This window comes from Rhodococcus sp. MT28 (assembly GCF_058792695.1).
The window spans coordinates 690,362-716,942 of the sequence record NZ_JBXAFD010000001.1; the positions used below are offsets into that span (position 1 = coordinate 690,362).

21 protein-coding genes and 1 riboswitch are annotated in these 26,581 nt (G+C 61.8%); of the genes, 12 read left to right on the forward strand and 9 right to left on the reverse strand.

The genetic code is table 11. From position 1 onward, the window contains the following. Window positions 1-143: 143 nt before the first annotated feature. Window positions 144-758: a TetR/AcrR family transcriptional regulator gene (locus tag AC1Q6C_RS03290; protein ID WP_492666370.1), complete on the reverse strand. Its 615-nt coding sequence runs from the start codon at window positions 756-758 to the stop codon at window positions 144-146. A gap of 104 nt (window positions 759-862) precedes the next feature. On the opposite strand from AC1Q6C_RS03290, the gene AC1Q6C_RS03295 reads away from it, so the two are divergent. From AC1Q6C_RS03295 to AC1Q6C_RS03315, 5 genes are all read left to right on the forward strand, one after another. Next, on the forward strand, window positions 863-1,414 hold the full coding sequence (locus AC1Q6C_RS03295; protein WP_003939926.1) for a MarR family winged helix-turn-helix transcriptional regulator: 552 nt from the start codon (window positions 863-865) through the stop codon (window positions 1,412-1,414). Between the two features lie 109 nt (window positions 1,415-1,523). After that, window positions 1,524-2,723, forward strand: coding sequence for a homogentisate 1,2-dioxygenase (locus tag AC1Q6C_RS03300; protein WP_492666371.1), 1,200 nt, complete (start codon window positions 1,524-1,526; stop codon window positions 2,721-2,723). After that, complete coding sequence (locus AC1Q6C_RS03305) at window positions 2,720-3,589, forward strand: hypothetical protein (protein ID WP_492666372.1); 870 nt, start codon at window positions 2,720-2,722, stop codon at window positions 3,587-3,589. The genes AC1Q6C_RS03300 and AC1Q6C_RS03305 overlap by 4 nt, the downstream gene beginning before the upstream one ends. Further along, the gene (fahA, locus tag AC1Q6C_RS03310; protein WP_030535302.1) at window positions 3,586-4,776 is read left to right on the forward strand and encodes a fumarylacetoacetase; all 1,191 of its coding nucleotides are present in this window, start codon (window positions 3,586-3,588) and stop codon (window positions 4,774-4,776) included. The genes AC1Q6C_RS03305 and fahA overlap by 4 nt, the downstream gene beginning before the upstream one ends. Window positions 4,777-4,854: 78 nt before the next feature. Next, window positions 4,855-4,948: riboswitch (SAM riboswitch) on the forward strand. 4 nt (window positions 4,949-4,952) lie between these two features. Next, window positions 4,953-6,845, forward strand: coding sequence for an FAD/NAD(P)-binding protein (locus tag AC1Q6C_RS03315; protein WP_238704709.1), 1,893 nt, complete (start codon window positions 4,953-4,955; stop codon window positions 6,843-6,845). A 49-nt stretch (window positions 6,846-6,894) separates the two neighbouring features. Here the strand turns inward: AC1Q6C_RS03315 and AC1Q6C_RS03320 are convergent, their stop codons facing one another. The 5 genes from AC1Q6C_RS03320 to AC1Q6C_RS03340 form a co-directional block, all read right to left on the reverse strand. Then, window positions 6,895-9,318 carry an ATP-dependent Clp protease ATP-binding subunit gene (locus AC1Q6C_RS03320; RefSeq protein ID WP_007733608.1) on the reverse strand — a complete coding sequence of 808 codons (2,424 nt, stop codon included), beginning with the start codon at window positions 9,316-9,318 and terminating at the stop codon, window positions 6,895-6,897. Between the two features lie 114 nt (window positions 9,319-9,432). Then, on the reverse strand, window positions 9,433-9,948 hold the full coding sequence (locus AC1Q6C_RS03325) for an Rv2253 family sensor-like surface protein (protein WP_019745018.1): 516 nt from the start codon (window positions 9,946-9,948) through the stop codon (window positions 9,433-9,435). Window positions 9,949-9,960: 12 nt separating this feature from the next. Beyond that, a complete protein-coding gene (locus tag AC1Q6C_RS03330; protein WP_492666373.1) occupies window positions 9,961-10,299 on the reverse strand; it encodes a hypothetical protein in 339 nt (112 codons plus the stop codon). Continuing rightward, entirely contained in the window at window positions 10,293-11,159 is an 867-nt protein-coding gene (locus AC1Q6C_RS03335) for an MFS transporter (protein WP_492666374.1), read from the reverse strand. The genes AC1Q6C_RS03330 and AC1Q6C_RS03335 overlap by 7 nt, the downstream gene beginning before the upstream one ends. Next, complete coding sequence (locus AC1Q6C_RS03340) at window positions 11,156-12,058, reverse strand: NAD(P)-dependent oxidoreductase (protein WP_003939725.1); 903 nt, start codon at window positions 12,056-12,058, stop codon at window positions 11,156-11,158. The genes AC1Q6C_RS03335 and AC1Q6C_RS03340 overlap by 4 nt, the downstream gene beginning before the upstream one ends. Window positions 12,059-12,160: 102 nt before the next feature. Here AC1Q6C_RS03340 and AC1Q6C_RS03345 point away from each other — a divergent pair, with 102 nt between their 5' ends. Beyond that, entirely contained in the window at window positions 12,161-12,745 is a 585-nt protein-coding gene (locus AC1Q6C_RS03345; RefSeq protein WP_209909695.1) for a CGNR zinc finger domain-containing protein, read from the forward strand. On the opposite strand, the gene AC1Q6C_RS03350 is transcribed toward AC1Q6C_RS03345, so the two are convergent. Continuing rightward, complete coding sequence (locus AC1Q6C_RS03350) at window positions 12,742-13,371, reverse strand: TMEM175 family protein (RefSeq protein WP_030535295.1); 630 nt, start codon at window positions 13,369-13,371, stop codon at window positions 12,742-12,744. The two genes, AC1Q6C_RS03345 and AC1Q6C_RS03350, sit on opposite strands and share 4 nt — an antisense overlap. A 215-nt stretch (window positions 13,372-13,586) precedes the next feature. Between AC1Q6C_RS03350 and AC1Q6C_RS03355 the strand changes: the two genes are divergently transcribed. The 3 genes from AC1Q6C_RS03355 to AC1Q6C_RS03365 all read left to right on the forward strand — a co-directional run bounded on the left by AC1Q6C_RS03355 (window position 13,587) and on the right by AC1Q6C_RS03365 (window position 17,274). After that, window positions 13,587-14,837 (forward strand): MFS transporter, encoded by a 1,251-nt coding sequence (locus AC1Q6C_RS03355; protein WP_083056838.1) that lies wholly within the window; start codon window positions 13,587-13,589, stop codon window positions 14,835-14,837. Between the two features lie 16 nt (window positions 14,838-14,853). Next, window positions 14,854-16,521, forward strand: a complete 1,668-nt coding sequence (locus tag AC1Q6C_RS03360) for an amidohydrolase (RefSeq protein ID WP_209909698.1) — start codon at window positions 14,854-14,856, stop codon at window positions 16,519-16,521. Between the two features lie 93 nt (window positions 16,522-16,614). Then, entirely contained in the window at window positions 16,615-17,274 is a 660-nt protein-coding gene (locus tag AC1Q6C_RS03365; RefSeq protein WP_003940243.1) for an LppP/LprE family lipoprotein, read from the forward strand. A gap of 94 nt (window positions 17,275-17,368) precedes the next feature. On the opposite strand, the gene AC1Q6C_RS03370 is transcribed toward AC1Q6C_RS03365, so the two are convergent. Continuing rightward, complete coding sequence (locus AC1Q6C_RS03370; protein ID WP_042921773.1) at window positions 17,369-20,824, reverse strand: indolepyruvate ferredoxin oxidoreductase family protein; 3,456 nt, start codon at window positions 20,822-20,824, stop codon at window positions 17,369-17,371. A gap of 321 nt (window positions 20,825-21,145) precedes the next feature. Between AC1Q6C_RS03370 and AC1Q6C_RS03375 the strand changes: the two genes are divergently transcribed. Then, the gene (locus AC1Q6C_RS03375; protein WP_003940632.1) at window positions 21,146-21,901 is read left to right on the forward strand and encodes a MerR family transcriptional regulator; all 756 of its coding nucleotides are present in this window, start codon (window positions 21,146-21,148) and stop codon (window positions 21,899-21,901) included. 6 nt (window positions 21,902-21,907) lie between these two features. Here the strand turns inward: AC1Q6C_RS03375 and AC1Q6C_RS03380 are convergent, their stop codons facing one another. Next, window positions 21,908-24,427 carry a helix-turn-helix transcriptional regulator gene (locus AC1Q6C_RS03380; RefSeq protein WP_209909704.1) on the reverse strand — a complete coding sequence of 840 codons (2,520 nt, stop codon included), beginning with the start codon at window positions 24,425-24,427 and terminating at the stop codon, window positions 21,908-21,910. A gap of 364 nt (window positions 24,428-24,791) precedes the next feature. Between AC1Q6C_RS03380 and AC1Q6C_RS03385 the strand changes: the two genes are divergently transcribed. Together AC1Q6C_RS03385 and AC1Q6C_RS03390 are read left to right on the forward strand one after the other, a co-directional pair. After that, the gene (locus tag AC1Q6C_RS03385; RefSeq protein ID WP_492666512.1) at window positions 24,792-25,793 is read left to right on the forward strand and encodes a helix-turn-helix domain-containing protein; all 1,002 of its coding nucleotides are present in this window, start codon (window positions 24,792-24,794) and stop codon (window positions 25,791-25,793) included. A 50-nt stretch (window positions 25,794-25,843) separates the two neighbouring features. Beyond that, window positions 25,844-26,329 carry a hypothetical protein gene (locus AC1Q6C_RS03390; protein ID WP_209909724.1) on the forward strand — a complete coding sequence of 162 codons (486 nt, stop codon included), beginning with the start codon at window positions 25,844-25,846 and terminating at the stop codon, window positions 26,327-26,329. The last annotated feature ends 252 nt before the right edge of the window (window positions 26,330-26,581 follow it).

Genomic DNA, 26,581 nt, shown 5'->3' on the forward strand with positions numbered 1-26,581 from the left:
TCGATCCCTGGATCGGACACCCGACATATTTGTAAGTGAATTCTAGGTAAGGTCTCGTCCTGCGTCTTCGTTTTCACGAAGCCGAAGCGATAATTCGCGTTCATGACAGCAGAAACAAGAACTGAATTCTAGGTTGCAACCGTTCAGCGAATTATCAGTCCGATGACGTCTTCGACGTTCCGCTGGGCCTCTGCGAATCCGATCCGGCCACTGGTCCACAGCGCAAGGGCCGTCAACATCGTGCCGCCTATTGCCACGGCCGCAACCCTCGCCGTCTCGGCCGGGACGCCGTCCATCAACTCGAACAGCATTCTCCGATGTGCCGCTGCGCGCAGATCCAACGACTCGATCACGAACTGATCCGAGGACGAATGGAGTTCGATCTCCAACCGAGCGAAGTAGGGCCTACGCTCGAATGCCTTCATCTCGCGGCGATGAAGTGCCAGAACCCGCTCGTACGCGTTGTTCTCGCCACCGTCTGCCCGCAACTTCTCAGGACGACGGACCGATTCGAGACCGCTCCACGCCGTCATCGCCGCAGCCAGAAGTTGCTGTTTGGTCGGAAAGTAGCGATACAGCGTTCCGAGTGCGACGCCTGAACGCTCCGAGACGTCTTTCATCTGGATTCGATCCGACGGCATCTCGGCCAGCATCTCGACCACCGCCGCGGTCAGTCGTCCTCTCCGCTCGAGTTGCCCCACCGACATGAGGTCGACGTCCAAGGGAAACTCGTCGCTGCGCGCAGTCACGCGCGTCACGATAGTTCAGAATCCTGACCGCAGTGCCGGGTTGCGAAGTTTCATCGTAACCCCGATATCTAATACACGGATTAATCAACTGCAGATCGCGCTAGGGTTAGTCCATGACTGACCGGACAACCGATGACCAGCCAACCGTCGGCGTGCTGAACTTCTGGTCGTTCATCGAACTGGCCAACAAGCGACTGGCCACCGAACACGGCTTTCGCGACCAGCTGGCCACCGAGGTACTACTGACACTCAATCGGGCTTCCAACGTGGTCACCTACGATCTCGAGTCGTCGATCCACCGCCCTCGCGGCTGGTCATGGTCCTCCTTCAGGCTGTTGTTCGTCACCTGGCTGGCCGGTCCGATCGAGCCGAAGGCTGCCGCCGAGCTCACCGGCATGAGTAGGGCAGCGGTCTCCAATCTGTCCAAGTCGCTGCTGGCAGACGGATTGATCGATCGTCGGCCCACCGAGAACGACGGCCGTTCCGTCCAGCTGTACCTGACCGACAAGGGCCGAGAAGCCATGGTCGAAGCCTTTCGCGAGCAGAACGAACGCGAACACGCCTGGGTAAGCGTCCTGAGCGAGGCCGAACAGCGAATTCTTGTCATGCTCCTGGACAAACTGATCACCAACCGCAGCCAGTTCGACGTACGCGGACGTAACTGACATAGACCCCAACCCCCTTGGAGGGTTGCGCTCATCACATCATTTTAGTTAATGTGTTTACTATCTGGTGGAGGTGAGCCAGGCAGAACAGCACAGAAGGAGTCCCGTCATGGCGTTCTATCGACAACTCGGCAACATCCCACCGAAGCGTCACACCAAACACCGTGACGAGTCCGGCAACCTCTACTACGAAGAACTGATGGGAGAGGAAGGTTTCTCCTCGGATTCTTCGTTGCTGTACCACCGCGAGATCCCGTCGGCCATCGTCGACGCAACGGTCTGGGAACTGCGCGATCAGAGCACAACCCCCAACCATCCCCTCAAACCTCGCCATCTGAAACTCCACACGCTGTTTCCCGAAAGCACCTGGAACGAGACCGACGTGGTAACCGGCCGTCGTCTCATCCTCGGAAATGCCGACGTGCGATTGTCCTACGTCGTTGCGGCAGCGCCATCTCCCCTGTATCGCAACGCAATCGGCGACGAGATGGTCTACATCGAATCTGGCGAGGCGACCGTCGAGACCGTCTTCGGTGCACTCGAGGCCAGTGAGGGTGACTACGTCCTGATCCCGATGTCCACAACGCATCGATGGATCCCCAAGGGTGACAAGCCACTTCGTGCCTACGCCATCGAGGCGAACAGTCACATCGTCCCGCCCAAGCGCTATCTTTCCCGCTTCGGCCAGCTGCTCGAGAACGCACCGTTCTGTGAACGAGACCTGCACGGACCGATCGCGCCCATGATCGCCGAAGGAACCGACGTCGAGGTACTGGTCAAGCACCGAACGTCGGCGGGCATCGTCGGCACCCGAATGGTTTATCCCACGCACCCTTTCGATGTCGTCGGCTGGGACGGCTGCCTGTACCCGTACACCTTCAACATCTCCGACTACGAGCCGATCACGGGCCGTGTTCACCAACCGCCGCCGGCGCACCAGGCGTTCGAGGGGAACAACTTCGTGATCTGCAACTTCGTTCCGCGCAAGGTCGACTACCACCCCCTGTCGATCCCGGTGCCGTACTACCACTCGAACGTCGACTCGGACGAGATCATGTTCTACTGCGGCGGTGACTACGAGGCGCGCAAGGGTTCCGGCATCGGACAGGGTTCGATATCGATTCATCCCGGCGGCCACGCCCACGGACCACAACCCGGCGCCTACGAGCGGAGCATCGGCGCCGAGTTCTTCGACGAGCTCGCCGTGATGGTCGATACGTTCCGGCCCCTCGAATTGGGTGAGGGAGCCCTGGCCTGCGAGGACGAAGCGTACGCCTGGAGTTGGGCAGGGCGGGGGCCTCGGCAATGACGATCATCTCCCCACTCCTGCGTGGCCTGTGCGACGACGCAGCACTCTTCCCACCCGGCAATGCTCCTCTCGCCGAGGCAATTCCGGCCCACGTCGCCTACCTGCAGGCGGATTACGACGCACTGGTCGGGCCTTTCGTTTTTCCCGCGCCGCGACTGGGCGAACTGGCTGCGTACGTTTCAGCGGACAGCCCGGTGACGCTGAGCCTGACCGTGCCGGCCGGCCCATCCGATACGGCGGCCGCACTCTCGAACGCGCTCGTCATCCCTGGTGTTCACGTCGCCGCCGTCGAGGTGGGAATTCCTGACGGGTTGCACGCCGATGCGGCCTTCGAGGAACTCTCTCGTGTCCATGCCGCTCATCCCGACGTCGACATTTTTGTCGAGGTGCCTCGAGGTGATCGGCGCGCGGGCTATCTCACAGCTCTCGAAACTGCCGGGCATTCCGCAAAGTTTCGCACCGGCGGGATTGTCGCCGAGGCGTACCCGAACGAGGAAGAGCTCGCCGATGCGGTGATATCCGTTGTCCGAGCGAATATCCCGTTCAAGGCGACTGCGGGACTGCACCACGGTGTGCGCAACACCGATCCGGAAACAGGCTTCGAGCAACACGGCTTCCTCAACATCATGGTGGCCGTCGACGCGGCGAGGCGGGGCGCCGATCGTTCGGAAATTGTTGCTGCACTGTCTCAGCGCGATGGAAAATCGATCGCGCAAGCCCTGGCCGACCTCACCGAGGACGAGGCCGGCGAGGTGCGTCGCCGATTCCTCTCGTTCGGTACCTGCAGCATCTCGGACCCTCTGACCGAGCTGGAAGGCCTCGGGTTGATCGTCCGCTCCGACAAAACCGAAGGAACTCTCGTATGACTGTCACGACCATCGACATTCCCGCCGACTCACTGTTCGGTCTCGACAATCTGCCGTACGGGGTCTTCTCCCCCGCGGGAGGGTTACCGCGTGTCGGTGTGCGCGTCGCCGAATCGGTGGTCGATCTCGCAGCGACACTAGGTGATTCCGTCTTCTCCGAACCGACTCTGAACGCGTTCATGGCTCAGGGACGAGATCAGTGGGTATCGGTGCGAAACCGGATCACGGAGCTCGTGACTAGCGAAATAGACTCGAATGCAGTGTTTTCCGTTGATTCGGTGACAATGCATTTGCCGATCGCAGTGGCCGATTACGTCGACTTCTACGCCTCGGAGAATCACGCAACCAACCTCGGGCGGTTGTTCCGCCCGGACGCAGCCCCCTTGATGCCGAACTGGAAGCATCTTCCCGTCGGATACCACGGGCGCTCGAGCACCGTCGTCGTCTCCGGCACCGACATCGTTCGTCCCTGCGGACAGCGGAAGGCACCCGATCAGGAAAGCCCGGACTTCGGACCGTCCCGGCGCCTCGACATCGAAGCCGAGATGGGGTTCATCGTCGGAACTCCCTCGAAGATGGGCGATTCCATCACCCCGGACGAATTTGCCGAGTACGTCTTCGGCGCCGTCGTCGTGAACGACTGGTCTGCCCGAGACATCCAGGCGTGGGAGTACGTGCCCCTCGGTCCGAACCTGGGGAAGAGTTTCGCGACCTCCATCTCACCGTGGGTCGTACCCTTGCTCGCTCTCGAAGCAGCCCGAATCGACACTCCGGTGCAGGATCCCGAACCGCTTTCCTATCTGCGTGGTGAAGAGAAGTGGGGGCTGGACATCGACCTGGCCGTCGAATGGAACGGTCACGTCGTCTCCCGGCCGCCCTACGCCCAGATGTACTGGTCGCCTGCGCAGATGCTCGCGCACACCACCATCAACGGCGCAGCAGCGAGTACCGGCGATCTCTTCGCGTCCGGAACCATTTCCGGACCGGACAAAGATCAGCGCGGCGCCTTCATCGAGCTGACGTGGGGCGGCAAGGAACCCGTAGCTGTGGGCTCCGAGACCCGTACCTTTCTCGAAGACGGCGACACCATCGCCATCTCAGCCACCGCTCCCGGCGCCGGCGGATCACGAATCGGCTTCGGGGATGTTCACGCTCGGATCCTGCCTGCAACGCAAACCGAAAGATAGTGATTGACAACTGTTTGATTCACGCTGATCTGATGTCCGGAATTCCTTGCCTCACGATTCTCCGAAGATAAGCTGGACTAACCATCCAGAGCGATCGAGAGTCCTGGCTCCGTGACGTCGCAGCAACCCCCTCTGCTGAGGTGCGGGTGCTTTCTGCCAGGTCCGATGGAGGACTCGTGCCAGGCGATCGACCCCGTACCTCAGTGGGGACAGCAGCTGTCATCGTGATCGTGGGTGGTGGACCCCGCGGGACCGGCGTACTCGAGCGGATCCTCGCTCACGAATCGGTGAACGCCGATCCCACACCGATCGACATTCACGTTGTCGACCCGTATCCGGCAGGCGCCGGCCGTATTTGGCGAGGCAGCCAGGCGCCGCTTCTGTGGATGAATTCGACAACAGCGGACGTCACGATGTTCACCGACGAGACCACCGCCGTGATCGGCCCGGTGCTGCCGGGTCCGACCCTCGCGGAATGGGTCGCCGAGCGCTCGGCTGAGCTTGCCGAATTCCCAGAAATCGCAGCAGAAGTTCCGACGATCACCCCGTCGTCGTTTGCATCGAGGTCACTGCAGAGCCGATACCTGAACTGGGTGTTCGAGACTGCAGTCGACTCCGCGCCAGCGCACGTCGACGTTCGAGTTCATCGACGATCCGTGGTCGACATCGTGAACGTCGGCGAGACACAGACGGTTCATCTGGACGACGGAGCTGTCATCGACGCGACGACCGTCCTTCTCGCACAAGGGCACCCCGATGCGTTGCCTGCCCCACGTGAAACCGCGCTGACCAGCTTCGCGTCCGATCACGGGTTGACGTATGTGGGTCCGGGCTACACTGCCGACCTCGACGCCGATGTCATTCCCGAAGGCGAACCGGTTCTGATCGCCGGACTCGGGCTGGCTTTCGTCGACTGGATGGTTCTCCTCGCCGAGAGCCGTGGCGGCATCTTCGAACGCGGTGAAGACGGCATCCTCACTTACGCTCCCTCGGGTCGGGAACCCCTGTTGTATGCCGGATCTCGTCGCGGAGTGCCGTATCACTCCAAGATTTCGTACTCGATCGCTGACGCACGGCCACCGCTACCGCGGTTCTTCACCGCTGATCTCGTTCCCGGCGACGGACCGTTGGATTTCCGAAACGACATCTGGCCCTTGGCGTCGAAAGAACTGGCAGGCGCCCACTATCACGAGCTGTTCGCATCTCACCCGGATCGGACAGTGGGCACCTGGGAGGAGTTCGACGCCGAATTCGCCTCGCTGGCCTGGGGATCGCCTCGATTGCATGAACTGGTCGAGAACGCAGTCCCGAAGCCGGAAGACCGTATCGATCTCGAGCGGCTGAACCGCCCACTCGGCGGTGAGCGCTACGACGGGCTTGCCGAGGTCCAATCCCGGATCACCGAATACATCTCGGCAGATGTCGCGCGGAGGTCGGACCCGTATTTCAGCGCCGACGCGGCTGTCTTCTCAGCGCTGCTGTCGACGTACATGACCGTCGGAGAATTGTTGCGGCGCGGCAGAATCCCGGCCGAATCCGTCGCCAAGGACGTCGAGGGTTGGCTTCATTCGTTCTTCAGCTTCATCGCCAGTGGTCCGCCACCCGAGCGACTGGAACAGTTGATCGCCCTCAACGAGGCGGGCATCGTCCAGTTCCTCGGGCCGGATTCGGTGTTCTCCACCGAGATCGACCCGGCAACGGGGGCTGGGATCTTTGTCGCGCGCAGTGCGTCGCACACCGACATCGTGGCCGCGAACACCCTCGTCGAAGCACGCTTGCCGGTTGCGTCCATCAGCGCGAGCGGTGACTTGCTCCTGCGGACGCTTCACCGTCGGGGCGAGGCAGTCGAACTACGTGCCACCGCCGACAGTTCGGCGAAGCTCGCGGTCGACGGCACGTCACGAATTCTTCTTCAGGACAACACTGCTCATCCTCGCCGCTTCGCCGCAGGGCCGTGGGTTGCAGGCCACAACTGGTCGGCGGCTTTCCCTCGTCCCCGTACCAATGCAGGGTTCTTCCGGCATAACGATGCCCTGGCGGCGGAGATTTTGGGCGCTACGCGCCTGTGAGCGGTTAGGGAGTCCTGGGACTCCCTAACCGCTCACAGGGGGCTGTCCCCTAGCTGAACACCAACTCACCCTCGTCAACCGCGACGGTGATACTGCCGCCCTCTTCGAGGAGATCGTCGAGCAGCATGTCGGCGATCTTGTCGTCGACCACACGCTGAATCGAACGACGCAACGGGCGAGCCCCGAACTCGGGTTGATGCCCGTGCTCGGCGATCCAGTCCACCGCGTCGGCAGTGAACTCGATCTCGATGCCCTTGGACTGCAGCCGCTTCCGGCTGTCGTCGAGCAGCAGATCAGTAATCCGGTGCAGTTGCTCGGTGTCGAGCTTGCGGAAGATCACGATCTCGTCGATACGGTTGAGGAACTCCGGCCGCATCGATTCGCGCAACCTGGCCATCACGCGGTCGCGCAGTGGCTTCTCCGCCGACTCTGCGTCACCCGTGGTGAAGCCGAGTCCACCGGACTTGCTCGAGATGATGTCCGAGCCGAGGTTGCTGGTCATGATCACGACGGTGTTCTTGAAGTCCACCGTCCGACCCTGACCGTCGGTCAGACGGCCGTCGTCGAGCACCTGGAGCAAGGTGTTGAACACGTCCGGGTGTGCCTTCTCGATCTCGTCGAGCAGGATCACCGAGTACGGGTTACGACGCACCTGTTCCGTGAGCTGTCCGGCCTCGCCGTAGCCGACGTATCCGGGAGGAGCACCGACCAATCGGCTGACCGTGTGCCTCTCACCGAACTCACTCATGTCGAAGCGCAGCATCTTGTTCTCGTCTCCGAAGAGTGTGGCAGCCAGAGCTTTTGCGAGCTCCGTCTTGCCGACGCCAGTGGGTCCGAGGAACAGGAAGCTACCGACGGGACGATCCGGATCGCTCATACCGGTACGGCTACGACGCACGGCACGCGCGATTGCGCGAACGGCGTCATCTTGCCCGATGACACGACCGTGCAGTTCCTCTTCCAGACGGCGCAGGCGATCTTTCTCTGCCTGAGTCATCTGGCTTGCCGGAATACCCGTTGCGCGAGCGACAACTTCGGCGATTTGTTCAGCGGTCACGTCCGGCGTTTCCTCGGAAGGAACCGAGGATCCTGCCTTCTCGAGACGCTTTGCGACGCCGTTGATCTCGTCACGCAGGGTCGACGCCTTCTCATACAACTCGTCGGCGACGGCTTTTTCCTTGTCGCTCTCGAGCTGCTCGAGACGCTGCTGCAGCGCAGCGGTGTCTACCGTGGCCGTCTTCAAGCGAAGCCTGGCGCCGGCCTGATCGATCAGGTCGATTGCCTTGTCCGGCAAGAACCTGTCGCCGATGTAACGTGCCGACAGCTCCACCGCAGCGGTGATCGCCTCGTCGGTGTAGTGCACCTTGTGGTGATCCTCGTACCGACTGCGCAGTCCGCTCAAGATCGCGATTGCGTCCTCGATCGACGGCTCTCCGACCTGTACGGGCTGGAAGCGCCGCTCGAGCGCGGGATCCTTCTCGATGTTCTTGCGGTATTCGTCGAGCGTGGTGGCGCCGACGATGTGCAGTTCACCGCGAGCGAGCTTGGGCTTGAGGATGTTTCCGGCGTCCATCGCACCGTCTGCGCCGCCTCCGGCACCGGCGATGGTGTGCATCTCGTCGATGAAGACGATCAGCTCGTCCTTGTGTGCGGTGATCTCGTCGATCACCTTGGTCAGCCGTTCCTCGAAGTCACCGCGGTAACGGGTACCCGAGACCATGCTCGAGAGTTCGAGCTGGACGATCTTCTTGCCCACCAACGATTCCGGGACATCCCCGTCGACGATGCGCTGGGCGAGACCTTCGACGATGGCAGTCTTGCCGACGCCGGCCTCACCCACCAGGACCGGGTTGTTCTTGGTGCGGCGGGAGAGGATCTCGATGGTCTGTTCGATCTCGTCGGCGCGGCCGATCACCGGATCGACGCCGCCGTTGCGGGCGCGATCGGTGAGATCGATGCCGTACTTGTCGAGCGTCGGTGTGGTGGACTCGTCTTCGACTGGACCGGCTGCGGGATTCTGAACCGCTGCCTGCAGCTTCTCCGGCGTGATGCCGGCCGAAGCGAGCAGACGACCCGGAACATGATCGGGGTCACCGGCCAGGGCGATGAAGAGATGTTCGGGGTCGATGTACGTCGATCCCAGGGCTCGGGCCAGTTGATGAGCCTCGAGTAGAGCGGTTTTCACGGCACTGCTGAGCGCAGGAGCAGAGTAGGCCCCCTGCTCACGGCCTTGTGGCAGCCGCAGGTCGACGGCGTCGACCACGGATTTCGGGTCGGCTCCGGCGCGCTGCATGAGCGTGCGGACCGGATCCTGCTCCGCCATGACGCGGAGAACGTGCAGTGCATCGAGATCCGAATCACCGCGAGCAGCCGCTACACGTGCAGCGTCAGCCATGAGTTGCTGGGTGGCCCTGCTCATGAGCCGGGAAATATCGATGCGACCGGGACCCTCGGGCCCGAAGAATGCTGGCATTCCGAAGCCTCCTTGCAGAAAGTTGAGCGTTACTGACTCAATTAACGTGCATGGGGCTCGATCAATTCCCGCGGCCTCAGATTTGTTTCAACACCTTCGGGCCACAGATCGTTCTCAACTACCGAAGGATCCGGTAGATCGACCGACCGGGTACGCCTCGACGTGCATGATCACCGATCCCTCGCAGGGACCACTCGCGATGTCGGTACGCCACGAACCTTTCAGACTGCCATCGGGCTGAGGTGTGTAATACGCCTCGGAGTGCGCCGGTGCCCACACCTTGGGCACGCCTTCCCCCTGGTAGCAATCCCACTCCCAGTCATAGGGGTGCACCCAACTGGTTCCGTCCCAGGTGTATCGCGCAGGCTGCGGCAACGTCGGATTGGCGGGAGCCGGACCGCCGACCACTGTGGCGATACAGACTCCGCTCGAGCAATCCGTCTCGAACGTGTATGTATCGGAGAAATCCGGCTCCCACTGGCTGGCGGCCAGACTTGTGCCCGTCTTGGTCGCGGCAAAACGCTTGAGCGAGTAATCACCGGACCAATTCGCATCCGCAGCCCCCGCGGGCATCGCTCCGGCGACAAACCACGTAGCAACGAGAGCAACCACCAACAATGACTTCCGCATGCGTGAAGTGAATCACAAGCTATGTCCGAATTGTCGGATACTGACCACAAGAACACCGACGACGATCAGCACCAGCGAAACCAACGGCAACGCTCCCGCACCCCTGTCCGCCAAGATCAGCCCGCCTACGACGCCGCCCGCTGCGATCGCCGAATTGAAGATCGTCACGAAAACCGATTGCGCAGTGTCCACAGCGTCGCCCGTCGTATCCGCGAGCGCCGTCTGAAGGAGAGTGGGAGCGCCTCCGAATGCCACACCCCACGCCGCAACGCTGAGTGCGATCACAGCGAAGCTGTCACCGCCGACGCCCAACGCCGTCAAAGCTGCGGCAAAGACCACCAAGCTCAGCACGGTGAGACTTCGAAGGGCCCGGTCGACAAACACCCCGACCACACCGATGCCCACGAAGGCGAAAAGTCCGAACACGAACAAGACGATTCCCAACCGATCGCCGAAACCGATGCGATCCAGAACGCCGCCAGATACGTGTACACGATGTTGTGCGCGAGGATCCACAAGAACGCGACAAACAGAATCGGTCGTACGCCAGGCAGGACCAGGACTTTCCGCACCGGCAGCTGCCGATCCGCTTGTTGCCCGGGAAAGTCCGGCATCACCGTGAGTATCCACGCGACCAGAAGTAGCGCAGCAACCGACATCACGGCGAAGACGACGCGCCAATCGGCCAGGGTCCCGAGCCACGCCCCCATCGGAACGCCGATTGCCAACGCGATCGGCTGTCCGACGGAGGCAACCGCAACGGCCCGCCCCTGCAGGTGAGGGGGCGACATCCTGCGTGCGTACCCGGCAAGCAACCCCCACACCACACCTGCCGCCATACCGGCCAGAAACCGAACACCCAAGGTGAGAACAAGATTCGACGAAAGCGCTGTCACCAGATTGAAGACACCGAACCCCAGAATCGCCGACACCAGGACAGCACGCCGTCGCAATCCTCGGGTCAATGCGATCAGTGGTACCGCCCCGACGACGGAACCCAATGCGTATGCGGTGACCAATTGCCCTGCGCCGGAGACTGATACGGACAACCCTGACCCGATCTGCACCAGTAGTCCGGCCGGCATGGTTTCGGTTGTGATCGCTATGAAGCCTGCCATTGCGAGTGCCGACAACCCGGCCAGCGGTAGTGTCCGGACGGAATCGGTCTCCGCCAGTGCCGAAGTCGCCGTCCCGTCCGAGTTCGAGCTCACCTCGTCGGTGTTTCGGGACTGCCTTCACCCGACTGGCCGGAACGGACCAGTTCTGCAATAGACGCCCAGTCCATCTCGCCCTGACCGTTCGCCAGAGCCTGAGCGAGCACGCCTCGAAGTACGCCACCGAACGGCAAATCCAGATCGACGCTGTCGGCGGCGTCGAGCGCAAGCCTCAAATCCTTGAGGCCCAGAGCTGTGGTGAATCCTGCAGGCTCGTACTGACGCGTCGCGACGAGGTTTCCGTAGCTGGAGTAGACCGGCCCCGGGAAGATCGTCGAGGTCAGCAGTTCTACGAGTTGGCTTCCGTCTACACCTGACCTCTCCCCCAATGTGATTGCCTCGCCCAAGGATTGAATCGCGGCGAGGATGAGGTAATTGCCGATGATCTTGACGATGTTGGCCTGCTCCGGACGCTCACCTTGTGGCCACGTGCGAGCACCGATGACGTCGAGGAAGGGTTGCACTCGCTCGAGGAGGGAACTGTCGCCGGCGGCGATGATGTTCAACTGGCCAGCCTGAGCAACAGAAACGCGTCCGAACACCGGCGCCGCGATGTACCCGATGCCGTACTCGGCGTGCAGTGCGGCGGCGCGCTTGGCAAGGTCGACGCTGACGGTGGCCATGTTGACGTGCACGGTTCCACTCGGAACGGATGCGAGGACGGCGGGATCCAGAATGGCCGAAGACACGGCCGAATCATCTGCCAACATCGACAGCACAACACCGGACTGGAATGCCTCGGCAACGGTTTTCGCGCCGATCGCCCCTTCCTCGACCAGTTCGGCTACCGCTTCAGGGCTGCGATTCCACACCGTCACGTCGAAGCCTGCGCCCAGTAGATTTCGAGCGATGGGACGACCCATCGCGCCCAAGCCGACCACGGAAACAGAAGTCATGGATTTCCCTCTCGAAAGTGCTGAACCATCTAAGACGGTTCAAGACTCTCACACGGGTACAGTTGCTGTCGAACCGGTTGAGATGGTTCGCCACGAAGGAGGATGAAAGTGAACGAAGCAGGAGCTGATCAATCCGCTCGGGACGTGTTTCGACTCGACAACGACACGCTCGCCTTCCGCTTCACCGCCACCCTCACCAATCGGAACGGCTCGAGGTTCGAACGACTCACGAGCCCGCAGCGACTCGAATTATGGTTACGCGCCAACGATCTGATGGACGCCCCCGCAACCGCGACAGAAGACGACCTCCTCGGCGCGCAGAATTTACGTGAGGCCATTCATCGCATCGGAACCGCCGTATGCGAGGACCGCCGCGTCTCACGCGCCGATGTCGGGATCGTCAACACCGCATCCGAACTCGGTGATGCCCACCTCGTCCTCGAGAGTGGCCGGGCCCTCTGGAAATCAGCCGGAGACAATCCGATCCGCGACGCTTTGTCGATAGTGGCTGCCGACGCGATCGCGGTGCTCGGTGGAGCCGACCGGGACCGCGTCAAAGCCTGCCAGGGCGACGGGTGCACCGGCCTCTACGTCGACACCAGTCGCGGCAACAACCGACGCTGGTGCTCGATGAACATCTGCGGAAACAAAGCCAAGAAATCCGCGATGACCGCTCGCACCGACTAGCTCATCTCACCTTCACCGCGACTCCATTTCGCCGCCACTCGGTTCCACAGCTTCTCGATCGGCGTCGACAGCAGGAGAAGAAACAGCGGGAAGTACGACGTCACCGGAACGAGCACACTGACGAGCAGCGCCACCACCATGATCAGGAAAGTGACGATTTCAGCGGTGAAATGCGGCTTCGCATTCTCTTCACTCAACGACGGGTTGCGAACCAGACCCCACGCGACCACCGCCAGGCACGCAGCACTGGCTGCCATTGTCCCGATGTAGAGAGCCCTGGTTCCGAGATCCTGCGACGGCGCCGCAACGAGCGCTGTCGGGAAGGGCAGGAACACGATGGTCATCACCCACAACCCCAGTCCGCGAACGACCACCTTGTCCGCGTCGACCACAAAACGAAGCAGCCGATGCTGCGACCACCAGAGCCGGAAGATCACCAGAAAGCTCAGGGCGAACGAGTAGAACTGCGCAGCGTGATCGCGCAGCAGTTCCGACGTGGTGCCGTGGTGGTCACTGGTGAGTTCGACCAGCGGCAGTACGAGCAGCGTGATCGCAATGGCGACAATCGCGTCGATGAAAGTGACGTAGCGCTCGAAGTAGCGGGTGCGTTCCGCAATCTCAGCCATTGCGGAAGCATAAGCCTCACAACAGAAACAGACCGGCGACGCCACTTTACGGAAGCACGTATCCGGAAACATACAATTAACGAATCAAATTCGTTAGATCTCTTGACCGTGGCGGAGCCCATCCCCATACTTAACGAATCACATTCATTAAGTGACTCGCATCACGCCACCAGGGGTCGGTTCAGCCACCCCCTTCAGGACATGGGGTTGCCCTAGTGCCGATCAACGCTTCGACGAATACGCAGTCCGACCGGGTTCCACTCACCGCCAACCGCGGTATTGCCGTCTTCAGTATCGGCGTCATGGGGTTCATCACCGCGAACCTCATCCCCCTGATGATCGTGGCAATGGTCGAGGACCTCGGTGTCACCGAATCCGCTGCCGGTGCCGTTCTGACCGCATCGCTGCTGGTCTGCGCCGTCACCTGCCTCGCCACCACCCGAATCGCCTCGGCCCGGCATCGCCATCTCCTCGGCCGCGTCAGCCTGATCGCGATGGCAGCCGCATTCGGCGTTGCGGCCATCGCACCGTCCACGACGATCGCATGCGCCGCGATCATCGTCGGCGGTATCGGCGCTGGTGGATCCGCATCCGTTGGCGGAGCGGCACTGGCCGCGCTCACGAACCCGGACCGGGCGTCAAGCATCAGCGGCCTCGTGAACCGTGTCGTCGTCACAGCCGTCCTCGCTCTCATACCCATCCTCGGCACACACATGACCAACGCATTCGGCATCGTCGCAGTCCTGGCACTGGCTACCGCAGCAACGGTCACCTGGTTGCCGTCGTCCCCGGTGAAAGAGTCGCCGGAGACGGCGAAGTCCGCCAATACGACCACAGCTCTCCCCGCCGGGGTCAGCGCGAAACGACTCACTTTTGCCGGAACCGCATTTCTCGCGATGCTTGCAGTCTGGGCGATCAGCGAGGACTCGTTGTGGGCAGTACTCGGCATCATGGGTTCCGAGCACGCCGGGCTCTCGGATCAACAAATGAGTCTCGCACTGAGCGCATCAACGGCGGGTGGTGTGCTCGCGGCTGTTACCTTGACCGCGTTGGGTTCTCGGGTCAGTCGGACAGTATCGATCTCCGTGCTACTGATACTCGGGGCAATTCTGAAGCTGTCTGCCGGCCTCACCACCGATCCCACGATCTACCTGGTAGTGGTCATCGCTTGGAACACGATCTACGCGGCCACGTTCATCGTCCTGGTTGCCATCTCGGCCGCGCTCGACGCGGCCGGCCGATGGTCGGCGCCACTACTGGGCACCTACCTCATCGGCTCCGCGTTCGCACCGCTGTTCGGAACTTCGGTGACGGCCGGCCTCGGGTATCCGACCTTCGGAGTCATCATCTCGGGGATCAGCTTCGTTCTACTGGTCCCGTTCGCCTTGGTTTCCCGACTCTCCGCACGTACCGAAGGTGCGTATCGTCACCACAGCGCCGCCATCACTACTACCGTCATCGCGTAAGGATCACGTAGAAGTCATGAATGACAGCATCACTCACTACCGCAACGGAAAGATCTTCACGGCTGCCGACGACGGATGGGCCGAGTCGATAGTCGTCGAGGACCACAAGCTCAGATTCGTGGGCGAAACCGTCTATGCCGATATCCTGGCTCCAGACGCCGAGGTGATCGATCTCGAAGGTGCCGTCGTGCTACCCGGTTTCGTCGACGCCCATACGCATTTGGTGATGATGGGATTCGCGCTGCAGAAGTTGGATCTGCGTGATGCCGCCGATCTCGCCGACATTCAGTCCAGCATCAAGCAATTCGCGGAATCGAACCCGGACGCACCACGACTGCTGGGTCGCAGTTGGTTGTTCTCCGCGCTGGATGGAGGGCACCCGACGCGAGAGATGATCGACGCCGTCGTACCCGATCGCCCGGTGTACCTCGACGCCAACGACGTACATTCGGTCTGGGTGAACACTGCAGCACTGCGAGAACTCGGCATCGACGCGGACACTCCCGATCCGATCGGCGGTCGTATCGGCCGGGATCCGGACACCGGAGAAGCCACCGGAATGCTGTACGAGACCGCCATGATGCTCTACGTCTGGCCGAAACTGGCGGAGCTCGCATCCGACGAAGACCGGGACGCCGCCCTCGCTCTCGCCTTCCGCCACTATCTCGAGGACGGCGTGACCGGTGCGGTCGACATGGCACTCGGCGCGGACGAATTAGCCTCGCTGGAAAGAGCATTGGACGCAGGAGACGGAACACTGCCGCTGCGTGTCGCGGCTCACTGGCTGATGACCCGCGAGGACAACGAGGCCGACAACGTCGGACAAGTTCACGACGTGATCGAACTCCACGAGCGCGTCCAAGGTCCGTGGCTCCGTATCGCCGGAATCAAGATCATCATCGACGGTGTGATCGACAGCTGCACTGCCGCAATGAAAGAGCCGTACTCGGACGGCACCAACGCCGAGCCCATCTGGGATCTCGAGTCCTTGATACCCGTCGTGACAGCCGCTGACGCCGCAGGCCTGCAGATCGCGATGCACGCGATCGGCGACGAGGCGTCGGAGATCGGATTGACGGCACTCGAGTACGCGATCGCCGCCAACGGAGACATTCCCCGCAGGCACCGAATGGAACACTTGGAGTCCATCACCCGGGACAACGTCGAAAGGCTTGCCCGCCTGGGAATCATCGCCTCGATGCAACCGGTTCACGCTGACCCTGCAATCCAGGAGAACTGGCAGGCGATGCTCGGCGACTACCGGGTCAATCGCGCGTACCCCTGGCCCGAATTCACCGAGGCCGGAGCGGTTCTGGCGTTGGGTTCGGACGCTCCGACCGCTCCCCACCCGCCGCTGCCGAACATGTTCATCGCCACCACCCGTCGATCCGCAATCGATCCGTCACTGGCACCCAACCTGCCGAAGTACGCACTCCCCCTCGCGGACGCGCTGGCTCACGCAACTCGCGACGCTGCCTACTCGTGCCGGTGGGAAGATGTGACCGGCCAGCTGGTTCGGGGTAAAGCAGCCGATTTTGTCGTACTGAAACAAGATCCGTTCACCGAAGGGGTCGATTCTCTCCTGACCACAGAGATTGCGATGACCGTCGTTGCTGGATCCGTGCGATACGACGCGGCCGGGGCCAAGAGCACCGAAGCACGGAACGCCGAGTCCGATAGCTGATCGTTACCGGTTGTTCGATAACGCACGCATGCGGCCCGGCGACAGAACGAAGGAGGGACTTGAACACGTGAACCCATACACTCTGGAGGACGCATGCGCAGGAAAGCTCCGATTTCGGCCGCCGTCGCAGCCGCTGCACTGGTGACGGCCACTGCCCTGACGGTCGCCGGTTGTGGGTCGACCGAAGGAACACCTGAAGCGGCGGCGAGTTCCACGGCAGCCAGTTCAACGGCGTCGGCGACATCGACGGCAAACGAAACCGAGACGACGGTAGCGAGCTCTCCCCCGCCACAATCGAACACCCGCACAAATGCATCCACGACGGCGACTACGACAGCAATCCCCGCTTCGGGTCCCTGTCTCGACGTCGGCTCCTCGCTCGTCACCGACGCCATCGGCACGCTGGGCACCGACATCAACGGGGGCAATTGGATACCGAGATCCGCGAGCGAAGAACAGATCGGGAATTGTCCTGACCTGCTCTGGGTTTCGGTGGACGGCGACGGCGTCGGCGATGCGACTTACCAGTCACACGTCCTGTTCTTCCACGACGGAACATACCTGGGCACGGCTACCAGTGAGCCGTACTCGTACACACACGTCATCGACAGCAACAAGGATTCGGTATCCGTCCAATACCGTTGGCTGCTGGACGACGATGCATTCTGCTGTCCCCAAGGCGGACCGAACATAGTGAACTTCACGTGGAACGGCAGCGCCGTGGTTGCCGACGGCCAGTTCCCGCCCTCCTGAACCTGCCTGGGTCCGAGAAGGCCCTGAATGCAACTGTGCCCCAGCGACGACGGTCACTGGGGCACAGTCTTGTTCGATCTACTCGCCGGCGCTCCTACTCACCGACACCGAGTTCGCGCAGGCGAGTCTTGTACAGCTCGATGTTGCCGAGCTTGATGTCTTCGTAACCGCGAACCACGTCCGGCAGTGCCGCGATCTCGACGGCGCGATCGTATCCGTCGGTTGCGAGCGTACGAGAGAGGTCAGCGATCATGGCCTCGTACTCGGCGAGCAGTTCACGCTCGACCTTGCGGACGTGCATGTAGCCGAAGGGGTCGAGCTTGGTACCGCGAAGCTTCTTACCCTTGGCCAGAACCTTCAGTGCAACATGCGACTTGGGTCCGAGACCGATCTTCTTCTTGCGGCCCATCACTCGAAGGATCGGCGGGTGGAGCTTGTAGGTCAGGTTCTCCCCGGCCGGCACCTGAGACTTGACGTCCTCGATGAATGCGGGGTCGACCAGCATACGAGCAACTTCGTACTCGTCCTTGTACGCGGTGAACTTGAACAGGCCGCGGGCAACAGCCTCGCTGAAATCGGTCCGCTCGGTTGCGGCACGTTCGGCGGTCCAGACTGCCTGAACCTGATCGATGTAACGCTGGGCGATCTTGACGGACTGGAACTCGATGAGCTGCGCTGCACGCAGTTCCACCAGTCGCAGGGTTTCACCGGTGAAGGTGGTTCCGGCGAACATGTGAGCCGGTGCGACAACGGGTTCGCGGACGGACTTGGCCGGCGTGGTGACGGCCGAGAACGCTGCGGTGTCGGCAATTGCTGCACGACCCCAACGGAATGCCGCGATGTTCGCGTCCACGGCAACGCCGTTGATGCCGATCGCTTCTTCGATGGCCTCGGCCGGCAGACGAAGTCCACCGCTCTGGTAGGCAGCACCGATCAGCAGGAAGTTGGCCGCTGCGGTGTTACCGAACAACTCCTGCGCCGCGGCGAGTGCGTCGAACGAACGCAGGGTGCGCGACACCTTGTCGAGACGGGCGAGGAGTGACGTCTCCTCGGGGTAGCGAACAGCCTTGTCGTAGACCATGTCTCCGGTCGGCGTCTGCGACGTCGAGGCGATGGAGACCGTCTTCTCGGCGTTGCCGTAGTCGAGGTTCTTGTTGTCCGTCGCGGTCAGCAGGTCGAAGGCGACGATGCAATCCGCGCTGCCCGGAGTGAGGCGGTTGGACGGCTCGAGCGCGCTGGAGCTGAAACGCAGGTGCGAGACAACCGGTCCGGCCTTCTGGCTCAGTCCGATCTGGTCAAGGCTCTCCACCTCGAGGCCGGCGCGCAGTGCAGCCGTTGCGAGCACCTGGTTGACGGTCACGATGCCGGTGCCGCCGATGCCCGCGAGGAAAACATTCTGCGTGCTGGTGAGCGGTCCGAAATCGGGGTCTGCGACGACGGGCGGGACGGGACGTGCGGCCTTGGGAGCCTTCTTGCCCGGTACCAATTCGACGGTCACGAACGACGGGCAATCGCCGTCCATGCAGGTGTAATCGGTGTTGCAGGACGTCTGGTCGATCTTCGTCTTGCGGCCGTACTCGGTGTCCACGGGCTGGACCGAGAGGCAGTTCGACTTCACACCGCAGTCACCGCAGCCTTCGCACACTGCCTCGTTGATGACGACGCGAGTGTTGCGAGTGGGCAGCGTGCCACGCTTGCGCTGGCGACGAGCGTCGGCCGCACAGTGCTGGTCGTAGATCAACACTGTGACGCCCTTGATCTCGCGAAGCTCCTTCTGGGCCTCGTCGAGGCGATCGCGGTGCCAGAGCTTGGTGCCCTTGGCCAGAGCGCGCTTGTTGTGACGCGAAGGCTCGTCGGCGCAGATGATGATCTGCTTGACGCCCTCGGTGGTCAGCTTGTGGCTGAGCTGAGCAACGGAGAGGGCACCTTCCGCGTCCTGTGCACCGGTCATCGCCACTACTTCGTTGTAGAGCAACTTGTAGGTGATGTTCACGCCTGCGGCGATGCATGCCTGGACAGCCAACTGACCGGAGTGGAAGAAGGTGCCGTCGCCGATGTTCTGGAACAGGTGAGGCACGTCGGTGAACGGTGCCTGCCCGATCCACTGGCTGCCCTCGCCGCCCATTTGCGTCAGGCCGGTGACAGCGCTGTCCTCACGGCCGGACATGGTAACGAGTGTGTGGCAACCGATTCCGCCGCCGCCGATGGAACCCTCGGGAATAGCGGTGGAACGGTTGTGGGGGCACCCGCTGCAGAAGTACGCGGTTCGCTTGGCGGAGAGCACGTTGAGCGACAGCGGGGCCGGGAGGGTGCGCTTGAGTTCGACGTGCGGCTTCAGTACGCGGCGCAACGGGGCGAGCAGCCGGCCTGCGGTCAGTTCACCACTGGCAGGCATGAGCAGACGGCCCTGGCCGTCACGCTTGCCGATGATGCGAGGGGCATCGTCGGTGCCGTACAGGACTTCCCGGATCTGAGCTTCGATGAACGCGGTCTTGTCCTCGACCACGACGATCTGCTCGAGACCTTCGGCGAACTCCTTTATCTTCTCGCCCACGACGGGGTAGCACATTCCGATGCGAAGGAGACGGATCCCGGCGCGGTGCAGCGCGGCATCATCGACGCCGAGGTCTGCCAGAGCTTGTCGGACGGAGTCGAAAGTTGTACCGGTGGCGGCGATACCGATCTTCGCACCGGAGGGGTTGACCTCGATCACATCGAGGTTGTTGGCAGTTCCGTACGCGTGCACAAGATCCCATCGCGGGCCGTACAGATCGGCCTCGGCTATGACACTGTCCGGCGGCGCGGCCATCTGACGCTGCTTGTAGACGAAGGGCTTGCCCTCGAACTGCACTTCCGGAACCACGATGTCGAAGTCCGCGATGCTGCCGTCGATCGTCCAGGCACCGTCTGCGACGTCGGCGACGATCTTCAGCGCTACGACGCAACCGGATACACGCGAGAGTGCAACGGCGTGCATACCCATCGTGATGATCTCTTCGGCATTGCGTGGGAAGAGAACCGGCACGCCCATCGCGGCAAGCGAGCGCTCGCTGACGGCCGGAACCGTGGAGGACTTCGACGCGGGGTCGTCGCCCACCAGGAGGACGACGCCGCCCTTGGGGTTCACGCCGTACATGTTGGCGTGGCGAATGGTGTCGGTAGCGCGGTCGACGCCGGGGCCCTTGCCGTACCAGACGCCGGTCACGCCGTCGTGGGTCGCGGTTCCGGCGGGGAGATCCGTCTGGCTTCCCCATACCGCCGTGGCGGCGAGCTCCTCGTTGAAGCCAGGGATGAAGGTGATGTCGTGCTCGGCGAGAACCTTGGGCATGCCGTGAAGCATCTTGTCGACGCCGCCGAGGGGGCTGCCCTGGTAACCGGAGACGAAGGTGGCAATACGCTTACCTGCCCGAATGTCGCGAACGTGCTGCTCGACGAAGCCTCGTGCAATTGCCTGAACACCGGTCAGCAACACCGGTCCCGATCCCGACCGGTACCGATCATCGAGGTCATAGGGCTTGGCCTGGGCTACGCCCGACACCAGTTCAGTCATCGTGGACCACCGTTCCGTCTGCAGTGCATTTCAACTACCGTGCATTTTCAACAACCGCGTAACTCGATCTGTTCAGATGATCGTGGTCGAGGTATGTGAAAGCGTCAACAGAGGCTTGTTCAACTATTCAAATTGACAATTTGTGAGCCAAATCACGTGACCTAGGTCATCGAATCAATCAGTTGGAGACCCGTTCGTGGCGATACGGCGAAACGGACATAAAACGTTCCCGACAATGCACACCGAGAACTTTCTTGACATTGACGCAACGTCAACTTGCATGCTGAATGAGCACAACCGATCCGAGAGTAGGAACTCCACGTGAGCGAATGGTCCATCCAAGAACTCGCCAAATCCGCAGGTACCACCAGCAGAACGCTGCGTCACTACGGCGATTTGGGACTCCTGGAACCGAGTCGCATCGGCGCCAACGGCTACCGCTTCTACGACGAAGACGCCCTGGTGCGACTGCAACGCATCCTTCTACTTCGGGAACTCGGACTCGGATTGCCGGCCATCGCCGAAGTCCTCACCGGCGAACGCGATACGGCCGCCGCACTGCGTACGCACCTCGAACTCCTCGAGCAAGAGCGCACGCGGATCTCGAGACAGATCGAATCGGTCAACAGGACCTTGAACAAGACGAAGAATGGTGAATCACTCATGCCGGAAGATGTTTTCGACGGGTTCGACCACACCCGATACAAGGACGAGGTCATCGAGCGTTGGGGCAAGGACGCCTACACCAGCGGCGACAACTGGTGGCGGTCGATGTCGGAGCAGGACCGTAAAGCTCATCTGCAATCTCAAGCCGACATCGCAGCGGCATTCGGAAAAGCACTGACAGCGGGGCTGTCCGCGGAAAGCGACGACGTCCAGACGATTACCCGAAGACAGTTCGAGTGGATAAAGATCGGTTGGCAGGGAAGGACTCCCAGCGCCGACGCCTTCACCGGACTCGGCCAGATGTACGTCGACGATCCCCGCTTCACTGCAAACTACGACAAGTACGGAGAAGGCACCGCTTCGCTGGTCCGTGACGCGATGAAGGTCTACGCCGAGCGCAATCTGCACTGACGCCGATCAGTCCTGCCCACTGCCGAGGAGGTTGTGTCGGTGCGCTGCCGCGACAGCCTCTTCCCGGGAATGCGCACCGAGTTTGCGATACAAGGCTCGGAGGTGACTCTTCAGCGTGTTGTTGGATACGAACAACCGCCGCGCGATCTCACCGATCGGAATGCCGAGACCCAGTTCCACGAGAACGTCCATCTCCCGTTTCGTCAATTGGACCCGAACGATGGCCGCCGGATATATCTGCGCCGCTTCGGATTCGAGAAAGGTCGCGACGGCACTGCTCGAGCCCTCGGCCCCATCTTCGAGTTGCCTGATCAGATCACGCGGTATCGTCGCCAGGGCCGACAGGACACCGGAGGTTTCGAGCAGTCCGCGAGCTTCCTCCCATGTACTCGCGGCAGCGGGGATCCTGCCCAGTTCACACAGAGCAGCGCATTCGATCAGCAGGGATTCGAGCCGAAACCTCGTGAGATACTGCCCGCTCCAATCGATTTCGCGGCACAATTCCAATGCCTGGGACGGCGACCCGGTCAGGAGATGCGTCCGCGCCACGGAGACCGTGACAACTGCAAACGTATGTGGCGCAGCGACTGATTCTTCCAGCGCCTTGGTACCCTCCCCGGACGCCAACAGAAGATCGATACGTGCCGCGGTGAGAAGCGCGTCACCGAGCGATCGTTCACACGGATTCACGTGCCCGTGCGTTGCCACTGCGCGCTGGAGGGAAATCAGCCCCGAGAACGGGTCCGATTGCAGCAGTGCAAATCTGGTGTAAGTGTAGGCCGCGAACGCCCACAGGTCGCCCGGCGGTGTGACCTCGGCGAGTGCGTCCATCGCGGCAGCGCCGGCGTGCAGGTCCACGCTGTCGCACGCCACCAGTGCCCGCGCGATCGCTCCCCCCATGTGCGAGGGCGGTCCCAACCATCCCGAAACGTCCGGGTGTGTGCATTCCAGGTGCAGCCAGTCCGTCGCGTGCGCGACGTCCCCGATCAGCGCGGAGTTGAGCGCGGCATTGCCTGCGGCGTGACGCAGGACGAACTCCGGACCATGTTGCACCGCACCTTGATAGGCGAGTCGCAATTCCACCGCGGCATCACCGAGGTCACCGGTCAATTGATGCGAGACCCCCCAGATCAACCGCAGGGCGGGCAGTTGAGACCCCAACGCACCCAACGACTCGTCGCCGAGTCCGTATACGACGTGCGCCAATTTGCGCGTGATCTCGGTAGAGCGTTGGTACTTACCGGACGTTCTCAGCACCACCGATTGGACAGTTCCGACGTTCAACAAGCTGTGCGCATGCGGACTACCACCTATCGCACGCAATTCCGCCGGTTCCGTCGGTAATGAATCGCCGTTGATCAACTGCGGCCGCAGACGTGATTCGAGCAGGTCACGACCCACCAGAATCGAAGGGTTCGAACTGAGTACGTCACCGGGTATGGATTGCAACGCAGTCCGGACCAATCCGGTGTGATCGACCAGAAGATCAGCCCAGTGGCGCTCGAGTATGTCGAGCACCCTGGTCCACTTGCGTCCGTCCAAGGCGTAGTGAACGGCACCGGCTATATCCGAAGTCCCGAGAGCGTGATCGACGAGTACCTGGAAGGGATCTTCGAATCCATCCCCTTGTTCGGCCCGTATCTGTATGAATGCCAGTCGAACTGACGGCGCGAAGTACCAGGACGGTTCTCCCTCGAAACCATTCCGGAAGATCAGACCGAAAGACTCGAGCAAGTCCAGTTTGCCCTCCACGTCAAGATCGTCGGACAAGACACGAGCGATCTCTGGTGTCACCGTGCGGGCAGCGGCGATCGTAGTCGCGAAGTCGAACAACTCGAGCGACTTGCCCGACCGAGGAGCGGTCCGACTGACGTACGCGTGGATCGCCTGGTCCACTCGCTGCTGAACGCGTTCGCGTCCACGGCTCGGTTCACTCAGCCCCGCAACCGCACTCAGAGCAACCTTCATCAGCACGGGAACGCCGGCGACGCGTTCACAGATCGAATGGACGATGCCCGAGGGAAGGTGAATCCCTGCCTCCGCGAACAGAACGGTGGACTCGTCGAGCGTGTATCTGAGGTCGTTCGCGCACAGGTACTCGTCCACGCGGACGTCTTCGAGCAAGTCCGTCGCAGACCGATCCTGCAGCGTGACGATTACTTTCAATCCGGGAAGCCGCACGATCAGATCCACGATTCGGCGTCCCACCTCGTCACCCTCAACCAGGTCGATGCGGTTGAACACCAACACGAATGGTGCGGGCGACGAGTCGAGGAGTGATTCGATCGCGCCCACTGGATCCTCGCGCATTCGTGGCGGGGCCTCGAGTGATTCCAGCGAATCCTGAATTACTGCGAGCGCGGTGTTCCAGTACTCGAGGGGGGTCATCCGATGCGATGGCGCCGGCACCCAGACTACCGGTCTGCTCGGCACCTGCCCGAGAGTCGTGAGCCACAACGCGGCGAGTTCCGTCTTGCCGAACCCAAGTGGCGAATCGATGACAGTCAATCCCGCCGAGCGTTCCATCAATCCGAGGAGGCGGGGACGAATCGCCGTGGCTCCACGCCCGGCAAGCCGCCTTTGCAGCGTGCCCCTTCCTCGAGGATTTCGCTTTGCTCGAGATAGCTGCGATCGATTCGAAGTGGACGTCATGATGGCCGACAAACGAGCAGTCGATCCCCGCCGAACTCGAGATTTCGTTCGAGCATCGAACTCCCAACCTGTCCACCCATAACGAACAACATAGACAGCTTCGCCGCGACACGCGAGCACTGGCCGTCTCACAAATACGCCCGATTTGTCTCATTATGTGGGCTCGGTCACTATTGGCGTCTATTTGCGGGAGAGTGACTGCGACCTGCGGGATCTGACATATCATGCCCGCGTGTCGATGAATTCCGCCCGCATCCGCGTGTCGACCCGATCGGTCGATCCTGCGGACGCCGACGACTTCTGGCGCAGTGTCACACGTCCGTTCTTCGTCACCGACCGAATTGACCCTGACACATCTCTCGAAGGCTCGATCACAGCGCTTTCCATCGGAACCTCGTTGATCGGTCAAACTACCTTCAACGCACAGAAGTACACCCGAAACAATCGGCTGATCGCCGAGAGCGGACTCGACGATGAATACATGGTCCAGGTCGTCCTCGACGGGCAGTTGAGCGGCAACGCCGACGGAGTCGATTTCGTCGCACGTCCAGGCGATGTCACATTCTTCGACCTCGGGCGTACATGGACCGCCGACGCGGAGGCGGAATCGACAGGGCGCACCATCACGCTCCTCGCACCGCGTTCCCTCGTCGAGGCCGAGTCGAAGGGTCGTTCTCTACACGGGACGGTACTGCGCGGAGTTCCTGCCGTCGTGCTCGCTCAGTGCATGCAATCGGTCGTACTCGCGCTACCGCATCTCGACCCCGATGCTGCGGCCGGCTACGAGGACGTCGTCGCTTCCCTCCTTCGTGTCAGTTTGGGTATCGCCGAACCTGATCTGTCGCCGCGGCCCGATCACTCTCTCCGCGATCGTGCGCACGCCTACATCGCCGAGCATCTCTCGGAGACCTGGCTCGGCCCGACGAGCATGTGCGCAGCATTGTCCGTCTCCCGGGCACAGCTCTATCGCGCATTCGCATCCGACGGCGGAATAGCTCTTGTCATTCGGCGGAAGCGTCTCGAACTCGTCTACCGCGAATTGACCAGAACCGAGATGCCGAACGAAACGATCGAAGCGTTGGCCCTGCGATGCGGCTTCACCTCGAAATCCCAGTTGGCGCGAGCGTTCAAGGACTTCTACGGGATGACCCCGAGCCAAGCCCGAACCGACGGCAGACGCACGATCGGGGACCCGTCGATCGCACGCCTGCACCGCCGACTCGAGTTCTTCAGCCCCTGAATCCGAGATACTCCACAGCCTCGCGAGCGTGCCTGTGTTCTAGTTGATCCATGAGCTGGGTCGACAAGGAACTGAGTCTGGCTGCACTCACAGGTGCGGTCACAGGTGTCGCCGTGATGATCCCGATAGTCGGCGATGGAGCCTGGTCCTGGGTAGGACTGTTCATACCCGCCTTCATCGGAGCGCTGGCAGGGCTGATTGTCGGCTCGAGCGCTGTTGCAGGTGGGCGCTGCGCCCTGAGAACAAGCCACACATGGCCGGCGCGCACAGTCTGCTGCTGGAAGCATCGGTTCGCTGCGTGCTCTGCCTTGGCGGTGACATTGCTGGTAATCGGAGTGTTCATGTCGGCTGTCGTCGCTACTGGTGACCCGGTGCGAGATGCCGGAGGATTCCCGACCTCCTTGATCGTACTGGCGGTCATCGCCGCAGTTACGTACGTGTTCTCCTACCTGCTCGCCCCCGCCCAGGCCTCCGAAACCCGTAAGAACCTCTGCTTCATCACGATTCGTCCTCCGAACCGCGGTGGAGATCAATAATTCCATGACAGGCAGCGAGCTCAGATCACTTCAGCTGGAAATGAACCGGAGAACAAACTGCTCGATGCCTTCCGATATGACCTTGGTCAGCGCGGTGAAGTCGTTCGACCAGCGTTGAATATCCAAGCTGCTCATCACTTTCCTCCGTTCTTCGTCCCGCTGCCCGTGACCGCACAACGTATGCGGGACGTTGGGGCGCGCTGGAACTATCTGCGAGAACGCGGTTTCCGTTACCAATTGACCGATCGAACA